We start from the raw sequence: 12,766 nt of genomic DNA, 5'->3' as shown, positions 1-12,766 counted from the left end.
GCACGGAGGAGACATCGGTGCGGGCGGCCAGGGCGAGGTTGCAGACCTTTCGGACGCAGCCGAACGTGCGCGACAGCTCAGCTGCCTGCTCGTCCGTGGGACAGTCCGGGAAGGGTTCCTGCCCGGAGGGCGCGGCAGGGCGGGGAGGTCAGCGGTCCGCGGTCACGCGTGGCGGCTGGGCGTGATGTCGGTCATCTCGAAGTCCGCCTTCGCCGCTCCGCAGTCGGGGCAGGACCAGTCGTCGGGGATGTCCTGCCAGCGGGTGCCGGGGGCGATGCCCTCCTCGGGCCAGCCCTCCGCCTCGTCGTAGACGAATCCGCACGCCAGGCACTGCCAGGTCTTCATGGTGTGCTCTCCCTCAGATTCTCGAAGTCGGTCTTCTCGCGTACCCCGCAGTCCGGACACGGCCAGTCGTCCGGCACGCCGGTCCACGGCGTGCCGGGCGGGAAGCCCTCGCGTGGGACGCCGAGCCGCTCGTCGTACACGAAGTCGCAGACCGGGCAGCGGTAGCGGCTCATACGGCCGCCCCGTACCGCTCGCGCTTGTTCGGCTGCACATTGGCCAGGGACACGTCGCCGCCGTAGTGCGCCAGGACTCGGTGGTCCATCACCCGGCGCCACAGGGGCGGGAAGTAGGCCAGGACGATCATTCCCGCGTAGCCCGTGGGGAGTTCGGGGGCCTCGTCGAGGTGGCGCAACGCCTGGTAGCGGCGGGTGGGGTTGGCGTGATGATCGCTGTGGCGCTGGAGGTGGTAGAGGAACACGTTGGAGGCGACGTTGTCGCTGTTCCAGCTGTGGCGTGCGGCGCAGCGCTCGTAGCGGCCCGACGCGGTGCGCTGGCGCAGCAGACCGTAGTGCTCGGTGTAGTTGATGACCTCCAGCAGGCAGAAGCCGAAGACGGCCTGGAAGAGCAGGTACGGCAGGACTCCGGGGCCGAAGCCGACGGCGAGGGCGGCGAACAGGGCCGCGGACATCGCCCAGGCGTTGAGCACGTCGTTGTGCAGGGTCCACGGGCTCTTGCCCAGGCGTCCCAGCCGGGTGCGCTCCAGCCGCCAGGCGGAGTGCAGGCTGCCGTGCACGGTACGCGGCAGAAAGCGCCAGAAGCTCTCGCCGAGGCGGGCGCTGGCCGGGTCCTCGGGAGTGGCGACGCGGACGTGGTGGCCACGGTTGTGCTCGATGAAGAAGTGCCCGTACAGCGTCTGGGCGAGGGCGGCCTTGGACAGCCAGCGCTCCACGGACTCCTTCTTGTGTCCCAGCTCATGGGCGGTGTTGATGCCGATGCCCGCGACCCCGCCGAGTGTGACGGTCAGCGCGAGACGGTCCGGCCAGGACAGCCCGCCGCCGGTCAGCAGCCAGCAGCCGAAGACCAGGCCGGTGTACTGCAGAGGCAGATAGAGGTAGGTGCACCAGCGGTAGTAGCGGTCTCTCTCCAGCCAGGCCAGGGCCCTGTCGGGCGGGTTGACCGAGTCCTTGCCGATCATCTGGTCGACGACCGGGAAGACCACGTACAGCACGATGATCCCGGACCACCAGAAGAACCCAGCTCCGGTGACCGTCACCAGGCCCCAGGCGATGAACGGGAACGCGGGGACGACCAGTCCGAACAGCCAGTAGTAGCGCTTGGGGTCCCGCCAGTGCGGCTCGGGTGTCGGTGCCGCCTCCGCCATGAGAGGTCCTCCTTCACCGGGGAAGTACACCTGAGGTTTCGACTGTCCAGTAGTTAGACACTCGTGAAGTGATGTGTCAACGCCTTGGGCGGAGACCGGGCGCGTTCTAGAGTGAGCCCACCATGAAGCGCTATCGACAGTCCGTTCGGACCCTGCTCCGCAACCAGGTGCTTGACGCCGCGTACGCGCTGGTCACGGGCGAGGGCTGGGGCAAGCTCAATGTCGCGGCCGTGGCCCGGACGGCCGGGGTGAGCCGACAGACCGTCTACAACGAGTTCGGGTCGCACGCGAAAGACGCGATCGGGCTGGCGCTGGTGGAACGCGAGGCCGAGCAGTTCCTGCTGGGCATCCAGCGGGAACTGGACGCCCACCGGGCGTCACTGGACGCGGCCGCGCGGGCGGGGGTCGGCTTCGTGCTGCGCCAGGCCGTGGACAATCCGCTGATCAAGTCGGTGCTCACCGCGGCGCGCGGCGGCGAGGACGACGAGCTGCTGGCCTATCTGACCACGCGCTCCGGGCCGGTCTTCGACACCGCGGCGGCCATGCTCGACGCGTACGCGGCCGAAGCCTGGCCGGATGTGGACGCGGCCTCGCGGAGCCTGGCGGTGGAGACCATCGTCCGCCTCACGGTGAGCCATATCGTCCAGCCGGTCGCGTCACCGGAAGAGACCGCACAGCGGATCGCCGCGATCACGACACGGATCGCCTGTCCATGGGGCCCGGCGGATCAGTGACCCGGCGCCGGCAACCGGCCCGGCGCCGGGCCGGTTGCCGGCGCCCGGCCCGGCCGGGTCGGTGTCTAGGGCGTCTCCGCTGCCCTGGCCTCGGCCTTGGCCTCGCTCACCGCGGCGGCGGCCTGCTTCGCGGCCTCGTCGGCGTCGAGCGACAGCGCCGAGCCCGCCTCGATTTCCGGGGTCCCGCCTTCGTCTGATGCGTCGTCAGGGTGGGTGTCGGTCGTCTCCTCGGGCTGTGGTGCGGGAGTGGGCAGGCCCGTCGTCGACCGGTCGCCGAACGCGCTGGTGACGGTGCGCACCGCCTCGGTCAGCTCCCCCGGAATCACCCAGAACGTGTTGTTGTCGCTCTTCGCCAAGTGCGGGAGCGTCTCCAGGTACTTGTAGGCGAGGATCTTCGGGTCGGCGTTGTTGCGGTGGACGGCCTGGAAGACGCGTTCCACCGCCTTCGCCTCGCCGTCCGCCCGCAGGATCATGGCTTGTTGCGCGCCCTGTGCCTCCAGGATGTCCTTCTGCTTGGTGCCTTCCGCGGTGAGGACCTTGGCCTGCCGCTCTCCTTCGGCGTGCAGGATGGCCGCGCGCTTGTCGCGCTCGGCCCGCATCTGCTTCTCCATCGCCTCTTTGATGGTGTGCGGAGGGTCGATGGCCTTGATCTCGACGCGGTTGACCCGGATGCCCCACTTGCCGGTGGCGTCGTCGAGTACCGCGCGGAGTCGGTTGTTGATCTCTTCGCGTGAGGTGAGCGTCGCCTCCAGGTCCATGCTGCCGATGACGTTCCGCAGCGTGGTCACGGTGAGCTGGTCGATCGCCTGGAGGTAGCTGGCCACCTCGTAGGCCGCCGCCCGCGGGTCCGTGATCTGGTAGTAGAGCACGGTGTCGATGTTCACCACGAGGTTGTCCTCGGTGATCACCGGCTTGGGGTCGGACGAGTACACCTGCTCGCGCACATCGAGTTTGGTGTTGATGCGGTCCGCCACCGGCAGAACGAGATTCAGGCCCGGTTGCAGCGTCCGGTGATACCGGCCGAACCGTTCGATGTTGTAGCGGCGCGCCTGCGGGACGATCCGCACCGTGGCAGCGATGAGGAAGACGACGACGATCGCCGCCACCAGAATCGGGATGACAACCGGATCCACACTTCCTCCATTGCTCGGTATTCAGCCGCGCGGTGTTCAGCCGTTCACGGAAGGAGTTCGCGGGGGTAGACGATGGCTGTGGCGCCTTCGATCTCCATGACGTCCACCAGCGCTCCCACCGGGATCACATGGCTTTCGTCGAGGGCGCGGGCGGACCAGTCCTCGCCGGAGAGTTTGATCAGGCCGTGTGTCGCGGTGACCTCCTGGGTGACCTCCGCTCGCTTGCCGATCAGCGCGTCGCTGCCCTCGCGCGCGAGGGGTGGGCGTGCCATATGCCGCAGCGCGATAGGGCGGACGACGATGAGGCCCGCCGCCGCCGTGAGCCCCAGGGCCACGAGCTGGCCGAGGAGGCCGACGCCCACACCGGCGACCACTGCGGCGACCAGCGCGGCTCCCGCCAGCAGTCCGAACACCAGCGTGAGTGTGAGAAACTCCGCGGCACCCAGTGCCGCAGCGGCGAGCAGCCAGACGAACCACGGCATCGCATCGGCCTCCCTCAAGGGGACTTATCCACCAATCTACCTCCCAGAACGCCGAACAGAACAGACTTGTCACCGCGCTCGCACCCCGCTCCGCCCCCGTCCCGCCCCGCTCGCACGGAGCGCGTCTCCGTCTTCGATCCCGGACTCCGGTGGCCGGATCACTCCGCGTGGACGGCTTGTTCGGGATCCACGCTCACGTGCGTGCGGGGTCGGCCGGTACGGTTCCGGCATGGACGATTCCGTAACGAGTTCGACCGCCGACCATGGAAAACCCTCGACCTTGATCAAGGAAACCGCGCGGCGACAGCTGGCGAAACTCGGCGCGAACGGGCTGTCCCTGGACGGCGTGGCTCGCGACAGCGGGCTCACCGTCGCCGATGTGGAGGCCGCCTTCCCGCACCGGGACGACCTGCTGACCGCGCTGGTCATCGACGCCTACGACGCCTCGGGCGCCGCGATGGAGCAGGCCGACCAGGCCGCCGTCGACGCCGGGGCGTCGGCGGGCGCCCGGCTCCTCACGGTCACCCGCGCGCTGCGGCGGTGGTCCTTCGACAACCCCGCCGACTTCACCCTGATCTACGGCTCGCCGGTGCCCGGCTACGACGCCCCGCAGGACACCGTTCCGCCCGCGTCGCGTACCCCCGCGGTGCTCGCGGGCATCGTACGGTCGGCGCTGGAGGGCGGTGAACTCACCCCGCCCAGGCGGGCGGTGCCCGGACCGCCGCTGCTGCTGCCCGCGGCCATGGAGCTTTTCGGCGGTGCGCCGGACGCCCCGTTCTCGGACATCATCGAGCGCGGCATCGTGCTGTGGAGCAATCTGATCGGCCTCTTGGTGTTCCAGGTCTTCAGCCGCACCCATGACAGCGTCCGGAACGAGTCCGCGTTCTTCGACTACGCCATCGCCGTCGCGGCCGAGAGCATCGGGCTCGAGGTCCCGCTCAGCGAGCGCGCCGACTGAACAGCCGTGAACACCACCAGAACCCTCTGCTTCGTCATCGCGGCGCTCTCCTCGTACGCGGCGCTCGGCTACCGGCTGTGCCAGGCACGGCGCGACTGGCGGGACAGCGCCTATCGCGCGCTCATCGCCACACTGCTGCTCCAGTGCCTCACCTTCACGATGGGCGCCGTCGCCATGGGGGGCGAGAGCTTCCTGGGCGTCGGCAACCTCGCCATCCTCCTGATGCACCTGTGCGCGGTCGCTTTCTGTGTCAGCGCGCAGATCATCCTGCTGCGCTGGGCCGCCGCGGACGAGGGCGCGGCGCGCAGGGCGCGCTCCTGGCTGATCGCCGGGGTCGCCCTCAACGTGCTGCTCGCGGCCCTGTTCTTCCTCGCCGACGGTCCCGACAGGCCCAAGTCGGATTTCGACGGGACCAGCCAGCCGATGGTCCTCACGTATCTCCTGGCCTTCATCGTGTCCCAGGCGGTTCCGTGCGTCACCATCTTCCGCCAGTGCGGCCCGTACGCCCGGATGACCGACAACGCCTCGCTGCGCCAGGCCCTGCGGCTGCTCTCCGTCGCCGCGGTGATCCTCTTCCTGTACTGCCTGGCGAGGACGGTCAACATCCTCACCGCGGCGTTCGGTCTGGACATCGGCGCCTGGAAGGTCGCCCCGTCCGTCTTCAGCGCGGCCGGGATCGTCCTGCTCTCGCTCAGCCTGACCATGTCCTCCTGGGGCCCCGCGGCCGCCAGGCTTCTCCAGTGGGCCCGCGCGTACCGCTCCTACCGGGCGCTCTATCCGCTGTGGCGGGACCTGTACGAGGCCTCCCCCGACATCGCCCTGGAGCCGCCCGGCGCCGGGGTGTCCGACCTCGAGTACCGGCTGCACCGGCGGGTCGTCGAGATACGGGACGGCTGGCGGGACCTGCGCCCGTACATCGACCGCAGCGCGAACGGCGCCGACGGGCCGGGCGACGCCCAGAGCGAGGAGGCACGGCAGGCCTTCGCGGAGGCGGCGCAGATCCAGCGGGCGCTGCTCGCCAAACGTGCCGGTACCGTCGCCCAGGACAACAAAGACGTCAGTGACTTCGAGGATCGCGACACGGACAATTTCACCGCGGAGTTGGCCTGGCTCACCAAGGTGGCGGACGCCTACAGTAGGCTTGGCGCCGCGAGTTGAGCCTCCTGGGCAGCCTCCTGGGTCTCGCTCGCCCGAAAGCTGCCCGCCCGGTTTGCATCCCCCGTCAGACCGGGCGGGCATCCCCCGTTTCCCCCGTGCTTCCTTCGGGCCGGACGGGTGGGGCCCGCCCGGTCTGGCCCGGCCCATCCCCCGCGAGCCGGGCCAGTCCGACGTCACCGGCAGCCAACTCGGCGACCCCCGTGAGTCGAGTTAGCTGACAGCTATCGGCGAGACCCCACGGTGGCGGAGTTCGGGCCAATTGTCAACTGACCGCTAATCTGTGAAACTGGCGTATAGCTAAGAGCTATACCGAGGAGGTGACGGGAGGGCGATTCACCATGACCGAGCCGGAGACCAGGCCACAGGCCGAAGGCGACGGCAACCGACCCCTGCTCGCCGTGCGGCTCGACGACCTGTTCCGGACGGTACGCCCGAAGGGCAAGCACTGGACCAACGCCGAGGTGGCTCAGGAGCTGAAGCGGGTCAGCCCCGAACTCAAGGTCGGGGGTGTGTATCTGTCGCAGCTGCGGACGGGGAAGCGCTCCAACCCCTCGCCCGACCTGCTGGCCGCTCTGGCGCGCTTCTTCGGCGTCTCGGTCGCCTACTTCTTCGACGACAAGGTCGCCGAGTCGGTGCTCAGTGAGATCGCCGCCATCGAGGCGCTGCGGCAGAACGGGGTCCGTGCCGTGGCGATGCGTGCGGCCGGGATGAAGAAGGAGAACCTCCAGGCCATCACCGCCATCATGGACCAGTACCGGCAGCTCCAGGGCCTGCCGCCGGTGGCCGACACCGCGGAGGCCTCCGAGGCGTCCGGCGCCGCGGGCTCCCCCGACCCCTCCGAGTCCGCATGAGGGGGGCCTGGCGGGAGCGGACGGCCGACCAGGACCGTCGCAGTCAGCTCAGGAAGCTCCGCAAGGCCGGAGCCCGGCGGATCGCCGCACTCGACCTCCCCGAGGTGTCCGACGTCGCCGAGCTGTGCCGCCACCTCGGCGAGGTACGCGACCGCGCGATCACGCTGGTGCCGATGCAGATGCCCGCCTCGCACCCGTGCGGCATGTGGGTCGCCGCACGCGACGAGGACCTCATCTTCTACGACGCCAACACCACCGGCGCGCATCAGGAGCACATCATCTTGCACGAGCTGGGTCACATCATCTGCTGCCATCGCGGGGCCGGCGGGCTGGACGAGGCGGCCGCCCGCCTCCTCTTCCCCAACCTCGACCCCGAGCTGGTCCGTGACATGCTCCTGCGCGCGACCTACGACGACGTCCAGGAACAGGAGGCGGAGATCATCGCCTATCTGCTCTCCCAGCGGCTGGGCGACGCCGAGCAGCGGCACGGCGCGTCCCCGGCGGCGGAAGCCGGGGAAGGCGGCGACCCCCTGGAGAGCGCGATGCTCAGCCGGATCGAACGCACCCTGATCTGAGGCGGGTTGTTCAAGGTGGGTTGTTCAAGGTGGGTTGTTCAGTGCCCGGTGGCCGCCACCTCTTCGGCCAGGATCGAGACGGCCCGCCGGATGTCGCTCTCGCGGTGCTCGCTGGTCACGAAGAAGCGCAGCCGCGACAGGCCCTCCTCCACCGCGGGGTGGAAGATCGGGTCGACGATGACGCCCCGCTCGAACAGCCCGTCCGCGACGCGCAGCGTCCGCGCCGAGTCGCCGAGCACACACGGCACGATCGGGGTGTCGGCGCTGGAACCCGTCGGCAGACCGGCCGCCGCGGCGAGACCCAGGAACAGTTCGGCGTTCCGCCGCAGGGCGCGAACCCGCCGGGGCTGTGCGGCGATCAGCTCGACAGCCGCCAGCGCCGCGGCCGCGTTAGCCGGTGTCAGACCGACGCTGTAGACGAAGCCTGGCAGCGTGTGCCGCAGCCAGCGCACCATCCGGGCCGAGCCCGCGAGATAACCGCCGCAGCTGGCGAAGGACTTGGAGAGGGTGCCCATCCACATGTCGACGTCGGACCGGTCGACGCCGAAGAACTCTCCGACGCCCCGGCCCTGTTCGCCCACCGTGCCGATGCTGTGCGCCTCGTCCACCATCAGCAGGGCGCCGTAGCGCTTCTTCAGCTCTATCGCGGCGGGCAGGTCGACGAGGTCGCCGTCCATGCTGTAGGCCCCTTCGACGGCGATCAGCACGCGCCGGAACCGGGACCGGTTCAGCCGCAGCAGGTGTTCCAGCTGGCCGAAGTCGTTGTGGGCGAACGGGCGTCGCGCGGCCCCGGACAGGGCACAGCCCTGGAGGATGCTGTCGTGGGCGAGCGCGTCGTGCACCACGAGATCCCCCGCGCCGATGAGATGCCCGATCGCGGTGACGTTGGTGGCGTGGCCGCTGACCAGCGCCAGGCAGTCCCCGACGCCGAGGAAGTCGGCCAGCGCCCGCTCCAGACGGACCGTCAGTTCCCGTTCGCCGGACAGTACGCGGCTGGCGGAGACCGATGTCCCGTACCGGTCCACCGCCTGGTGCACCGCCGCGCTCACCGCGGGATGCCCGGAGACGCCCAGGTAGTTGTAGCTGCCGAAGGACAGGTAGGGGCGGCCCCCTATCACCGTGGTGTCGCGGACGGCGCCCTCGTGAACCCGGAAGTACGGGAAGGCCGCCCCGCTGTCCGCGATGGCGCTCAGGCGCTGCTCGAACTCGCCCACCTCGGGGAACGCGTCGACGCTGGCCGTCTCCGCACCCCACCCGCGCGGGGCCTTGGGGGGCGGCGGGGGCACGGGGACGCTCGGCTCGGCGGAATCCTGAGCGACCAGGGCGACCAGGGCGATCAGTCGGCCGACGGTGAGGCCGGGCGAGAACAGCTCCTCGGTTCTGAAGCCCGGTACGCGCTTGCCGATCCCGACCTCCAGCTCCTGCAGCATCAGGGAGTCAAAGCCGAGATCGGCCACCAGGGTCATCCGCTCGCTCAGGTCGGAGATCGGGAAGACACCGGTCTTCGACACCTCTTCGAGCACCACGGCAGCGGCGGAGCCGGCGGACGCGGAAGATACGGACGCGGGGGACACGGACGCGGGGGACACGACGGGCGTGCCGGACACGGCGGGCGGCGCGTCGGTCTGGACCGTCGCGGCCCTCGAGTCCGCCGGGTCCACGGGCCCGGCGGCCGGGTCCGGCGCCTCGCGCGCCGACGCGTCGACCACCCAGTGACCGCGCGGCGTCAGCGGACTCGGCGGGAGGGTGCACGGGGGTACGCGTTCGGTCACCGGGCGAAGCCCCGGACCGGTGACAGCGCGCCGCGCGAGCCGCTCCAGCGCGGCCCTGCGCTCCCGCGGCGGCATCGATCCCGGCGCCGGTACGGCGACCTGGGGCGGTTCTCCAGGGGCCGCCGTGCCCAGCGCCTGTCCCGGTCCGAGGTCTCCGGTGCGGCCCGCGGCCATGGCCGCGACGGCCGAGGTCAGCTGGGCCGCGGCGTCGTCGGCGTCCACCGCGACCAGGGCGAGGCGTTCCGTGAAGGGGGTGCGACGCGCCAGGGTGTCCGCCACCCGGTCCAGCGGCGGCTGGTCGTCGGTGAGGGTGCGGGCCAGGTCGCGGGCGTAGCGGGCCAGCCCGTCCCGGTCGCGGGCGCTGAGGACCAGCAGGTGCGGTCCGCCGGTCGGCGCCCGCTGGTCCGGTGGGGGTATGTGCTCCTCCACGACCAGGTGGACGCCGGTGCCGCCGAAGCCGAAGGCGCTCACGCCCGCCCGGCGCGGCTGACCGGTGTCCGGCCAGCGGGTCGGTGCCGTCGGGACGGTCAGCCGCGCGGCGTCCAGGGCCGGACGGTCGGCGAGGTCGAACTCCGGCTGCGGCGGTATCACGCCCCGCTGCACGCCCAGGACCGACTTGATGAGTCCGGCCATCCCGGCGGAGTTCAGCGAGTGCCCGACGATCGCCTTGACCGCGCCGACGAAGGCGGGTGCGGCCCGCTCGCCGCGCAGTTCGCGCAGCACGTCGAGTTCGACGGGGTCGCCGACCGTGGTCCCGGTGCCGTGCGCCTCCAGATAGCCCACCGCGTCCGTGCTCAGGTCCGCGTCCCGGTAGGCACGGCGCAGGGCCCGGAGCTGACCGGCCGCCTGGGGGTGCATACCGCCCTGCACCGTCCCGTCGTTGGCCGTTCCCACGCCCCGGATCACCGCGTAGACCCGGTCCCGTGCGGCCAGCGCGTCAGCCAGGGGCCGCAGCACCAGCACGCCTGCGCCCTCACCGAGTACGAAGCCGTCGGCCGCCGCGCCGAACGGCAGGCATCTGCCGCTGCGCGAGATGGCGCCGATCCGGCACAGCCCCACCAGCAGGTCGGGGGTGAGGACCAGTTGCGCGCCGCCCGCGAGCGCGATGCGGCCGCGGCCCGCGCGCAGCGCGTGCACGGCGTTGGCCACCGCCATCAGGCCCCCGGAGCAGGCCGAGTCCAGCGCGTAGCTCTCACCGTGCAGGTCGAAGACCGAACTGATGGTGTTCGGCCCCATGTTGAGCAGCAGTCCGGCCACGGATGTGCCCTGCAGCCCGTCGACGGCGCGGACCGCCTCCTGCGACCGGGGGTCGGCGGCCCGCGCCCCGAACTCCCCTCCGGCCAGCTGACGCATCCGGATCCGCAGGGTGCTGAGTTCGCGGTAGCCGCTCTCGGTAAGCGCCGTGATCACCGAGGTCTCCTCGCGGTCGAAGCCGTCGGCCTCCCACCCGGCGTCCTGGATGGCCTCACGGGCGAGGTCGATCAGCAGCCGGTGCTGGGGGTCCATCGCTCGGGCCCGCCGCGGCGGTATGCCGTAGTGCGCCGCGTCGAAGCGGTCCACGTCCGGCAGCAGCGCCATGGTGTCCGTGTAGGCCGCCGAGGTGTCGCGGAAGTCGTCGCTGAGGAAGCTGGCGCTGCGCCACCGCGTGTCGGGGACAGGGGAGAACTGCGCCTCGGGGGCGGTCAACAGCCGCCAGTACTGGTTCACGTCGGGCGCGCCGGGGAACCGGCACGCCATGCCCACGATGGCGACGTCGCCGCGCGCGGTGTCCTGGGCCATGGTCGTATCCCTCCTGCCGCCGGTGTCATCCGGTCTTCGCCAGTCGCTCGCGCCACCAGTCCACGGTGGCCTTGACCTGCTCGTCGACGGGTGTGGCGCGTACCGTGAACGTCGCCTCGTAGGCGCTCGAATCGACCACGAACGGGCGGTCGAACTGGTAGCGGATCGCCTTCAGCTCCCGCAGCAGCGGGGAGAAGAACGACGCCGCGCCCAGTACGGCCGACGGGATCCGACGCACCGCGACCGGCCCCGTTCCGCTGTGGGCGGCGAGCCGGTCGACCATGTCCCTGACGGACCGCGCGCGGTCCGTCGGTACGTGCCAGGGCCGCCCCCAGGCCCGCTCGTCGCCCGCGACCTCGACCAGCGCCCTGGCCACATCCGGGAGGTAGGTCCAGCTGTGCGGGGCGTCCGGGTCGCCCAGCGTGGAGACGGGCTTGCCGCGCAACAGCGGCGGCATGACCCGCGCGGCGAGGTGGCCGCCGTCGGTGACGCCGGGCCCGAAGAAGTCCGACGCGCGCACCTCTACCGCCCTGATCCTGCCCTCCTCGTGCCGCCCGCGCGCCTGCTCCCAGACCGCGGCGCGTACCCGGCCCTTGGCGTCGGTCGCCGCGAGCGGCAGGTCCTCGGTGAGCGGGCCGTCCACCGGGCCGTACCCGTAGAGGTTGCCCAGCAGGACCAGGACGGCCCCGGTGGCCTCGGCCGCGTCGCACAGCGACGCGGCGAGCGGCGGCCAGCGCGTCGCCCAGTGCTGGTAAGGCGGGGCGGCGCAGCTGTAGATCGCGGCCGCGCCCTGAGCGGCTTCGCTCAGCCGCTCGCTGTCCGTCGCGTCCAGCGCGACATGCTCGATTCCGGGTTCCGGGGCCCGGCCGGACCGGGTGACGACGGTGACGTGATGGCCCTGTTCGGCCAGCAGCCGGGCGGTGGCGGCTCCAGCGGGCCCGAATCCTACGACGACTTGAGAATCCACCCAGGCACACTAACCAACGCCAGGGGCGGAGGCTTAGCCTCCGCCGGGCTCGACTGTCACAGCGATGGCGGCGCGGGATCTGCCGCGGGCCACGAGTTCGGCGTTCGCCTGGTCGCTTCCCTCCGTCCAGGCGGCGGCCTCGGCGCGGGACTTGCCGTGTGCCCGGTGGCGGTCCGTGAGTCGTCGGCGTCTGAGGGCGTCGGCGACCTCCACGTACCAGCTCTCGTCAAGCAGTCCGGCCACCCGGCTCCAGGAACCCGTCTCGCACAGCAGGTAGTTCCCTTCGGTGATGACCAGCGGGACCTCTCGGGGTACGGGCAGCGCCGAGCCGATGGACTCCTCGATGTCACGGTCGAAGTCGGGCGCGTACACCACGGCCTCGTCGCGGGCGCGGAGCCTGCGCAGCAGGTGGACGTAGCCGTCGGCGTCGAAGGTGTCATGGGCGCCCTTGCGCTCGCGGCGGCCGAGGGCGCGCAGCACGGCGTTGGACAGATGGAAGCCGTCCATCGGGACCAGCGCGGCGGTCCGCGGGCCCAGGGCGTCGGCCAGCTGCCGGGCCAGGGTCGACTTGCCCGCGCCCGGTGCGCCGGTGATGCCGAGGACGGCCCGCCGCCCGCCGTGGTCGACGAGCGCGCGGGCGCGTTCGACCAGTTCGCTGACGGGGGCCCGTACGGTGGCGGTCACACGTCTT

The 12,766-nt window shown here is 71.2% G+C and carries 13 protein-coding genes and 1 pseudogene; 5 read left to right on the top strand and 9 right to left on the bottom strand.

The window, feature by feature from the left end; all coding sequences use genetic code 11:
- Positions 1–25: 25 nt before the first annotated feature.
- The 4 genes and pseudogenes from ACX6XY_RS01705 to ACX6XY_RS01690 all read right to left on the bottom strand — a co-directional run.
- Positions 26–88 (bottom strand): annotated as a pseudogene (locus ACX6XY_RS01705) (helix-turn-helix domain-containing protein); the annotation flags it as partial.
- A gap of 74 nt (positions 89–162) precedes the next feature.
- Entirely contained in the window at positions 163–345 is a 183-nt protein-coding gene (locus tag ACX6XY_RS01700; RefSeq protein ID WP_460325476.1) for a rubredoxin, read from the bottom strand.
- The gene (locus ACX6XY_RS01695) at positions 342–518 is read right to left on the bottom strand and encodes a rubredoxin (protein WP_460325474.1); all 177 of its coding nucleotides are present in this window, start codon (positions 516–518) and stop codon (positions 342–344) included. Before ACX6XY_RS01695 ends, ACX6XY_RS01700 begins: the two co-directional genes overlap by 4 nt.
- The gene (locus ACX6XY_RS01690) at positions 515–1,666 is read right to left on the bottom strand and encodes an alkane 1-monooxygenase (protein ID WP_460325472.1); all 1,152 of its coding nucleotides are present in this window, start codon (positions 1,664–1,666) and stop codon (positions 515–517) included. Before ACX6XY_RS01690 ends, ACX6XY_RS01695 begins: the two co-directional genes overlap by 4 nt.
- A 122-nt stretch (positions 1,667–1,788) precedes the next feature.
- On the opposite strand from ACX6XY_RS01690, the gene ACX6XY_RS01685 reads away from it, so the two are divergent.
- Positions 1,789–2,400, top strand: a complete 612-nt coding sequence (locus ACX6XY_RS01685) for a TetR family transcriptional regulator (protein WP_460325470.1) — start codon at positions 1,789–1,791, stop codon at positions 2,398–2,400.
- Positions 2,401–2,465: 65 nt separating this feature from the next.
- Here the strand turns inward: ACX6XY_RS01685 and ACX6XY_RS01680 are convergent, their stop codons facing one another.
- Together ACX6XY_RS01680 and ACX6XY_RS01675 are read right to left on the bottom strand one after the other, a co-directional pair.
- Positions 2,466–3,533: an SPFH domain-containing protein gene (locus ACX6XY_RS01680; protein WP_460325468.1), complete on the bottom strand. Its 1,068-nt coding sequence runs from the start codon at positions 3,531–3,533 to the stop codon at positions 2,466–2,468.
- A 44-nt stretch (positions 3,534–3,577) separates the two neighbouring features.
- On the bottom strand, positions 3,578–4,015 hold the full coding sequence (locus tag ACX6XY_RS01675; RefSeq protein ID WP_460325466.1) for an NfeD family protein: 438 nt from the start codon (positions 4,013–4,015) through the stop codon (positions 3,578–3,580).
- A gap of 229 nt (positions 4,016–4,244) precedes the next feature.
- Here ACX6XY_RS01675 and ACX6XY_RS01670 point away from each other — a divergent pair, with 229 nt between their 5' ends.
- The 4 genes from ACX6XY_RS01670 (at position 4,245) to ACX6XY_RS01655 (ending at position 7,557) form a co-directional block, all read left to right on the top strand.
- Complete coding sequence (locus ACX6XY_RS01670; RefSeq protein WP_460325464.1) at positions 4,245–4,973, top strand: TetR-like C-terminal domain-containing protein; 729 nt, start codon at positions 4,245–4,247, stop codon at positions 4,971–4,973.
- Between the two features lie 6 nt (positions 4,974–4,979).
- Positions 4,980–6,131, top strand: coding sequence for an MAB_1171c family putative transporter (locus ACX6XY_RS01665; protein ID WP_460325462.1), 1,152 nt, complete (start codon positions 4,980–4,982; stop codon positions 6,129–6,131).
- A gap of 338 nt (positions 6,132–6,469) precedes the next feature.
- Positions 6,470–6,982: a helix-turn-helix domain-containing protein gene (locus tag ACX6XY_RS01660; protein WP_460325460.1), complete on the top strand. Its 513-nt coding sequence runs from the start codon at positions 6,470–6,472 to the stop codon at positions 6,980–6,982.
- Positions 6,979–7,557, top strand: coding sequence for a toxin (locus tag ACX6XY_RS01655; RefSeq protein WP_460325458.1), 579 nt, complete (start codon positions 6,979–6,981; stop codon positions 7,555–7,557). Before ACX6XY_RS01660 ends, ACX6XY_RS01655 begins: the two co-directional genes overlap by 4 nt.
- Before the next feature lie 38 nt (positions 7,558–7,595).
- Here ACX6XY_RS01655 and ACX6XY_RS01650 read toward each other — a convergent pair whose 3' ends face one another.
- From ACX6XY_RS01650 to ACX6XY_RS01640, 3 genes are read right to left on the bottom strand one after another with little or no spacing between them, the layout of a single operon-like run.
- On the bottom strand, positions 7,596–11,108 hold the full coding sequence (locus tag ACX6XY_RS01650; RefSeq protein WP_460325456.1) for an aminotransferase class I/II-fold pyridoxal phosphate-dependent enzyme: 3,513 nt from the start codon (positions 11,106–11,108) through the stop codon (positions 7,596–7,598).
- A gap of 25 nt (positions 11,109–11,133) precedes the next feature.
- Positions 11,134–12,075 (bottom strand): NAD-dependent epimerase/dehydratase family protein, encoded by a 942-nt coding sequence (locus ACX6XY_RS01645; protein ID WP_460325454.1) that lies wholly within the window; start codon positions 12,073–12,075, stop codon positions 11,134–11,136.
- Positions 12,076–12,108: 33 nt separating this feature from the next.
- Positions 12,109–12,759, bottom strand: a complete 651-nt coding sequence (locus ACX6XY_RS01640) for a nucleoside/nucleotide kinase family protein (RefSeq protein WP_460325452.1) — start codon at positions 12,757–12,759, stop codon at positions 12,109–12,111.
- Positions 12,760–12,766: the final 7 nt, after the last annotated feature.

Source organism: Streptomyces sp. O3, assembly GCF_054788135.1.
Note: the sequence above shows the minus strand (reverse complement) of the source record. Positions and strands in the feature narration are given on the sequence as shown.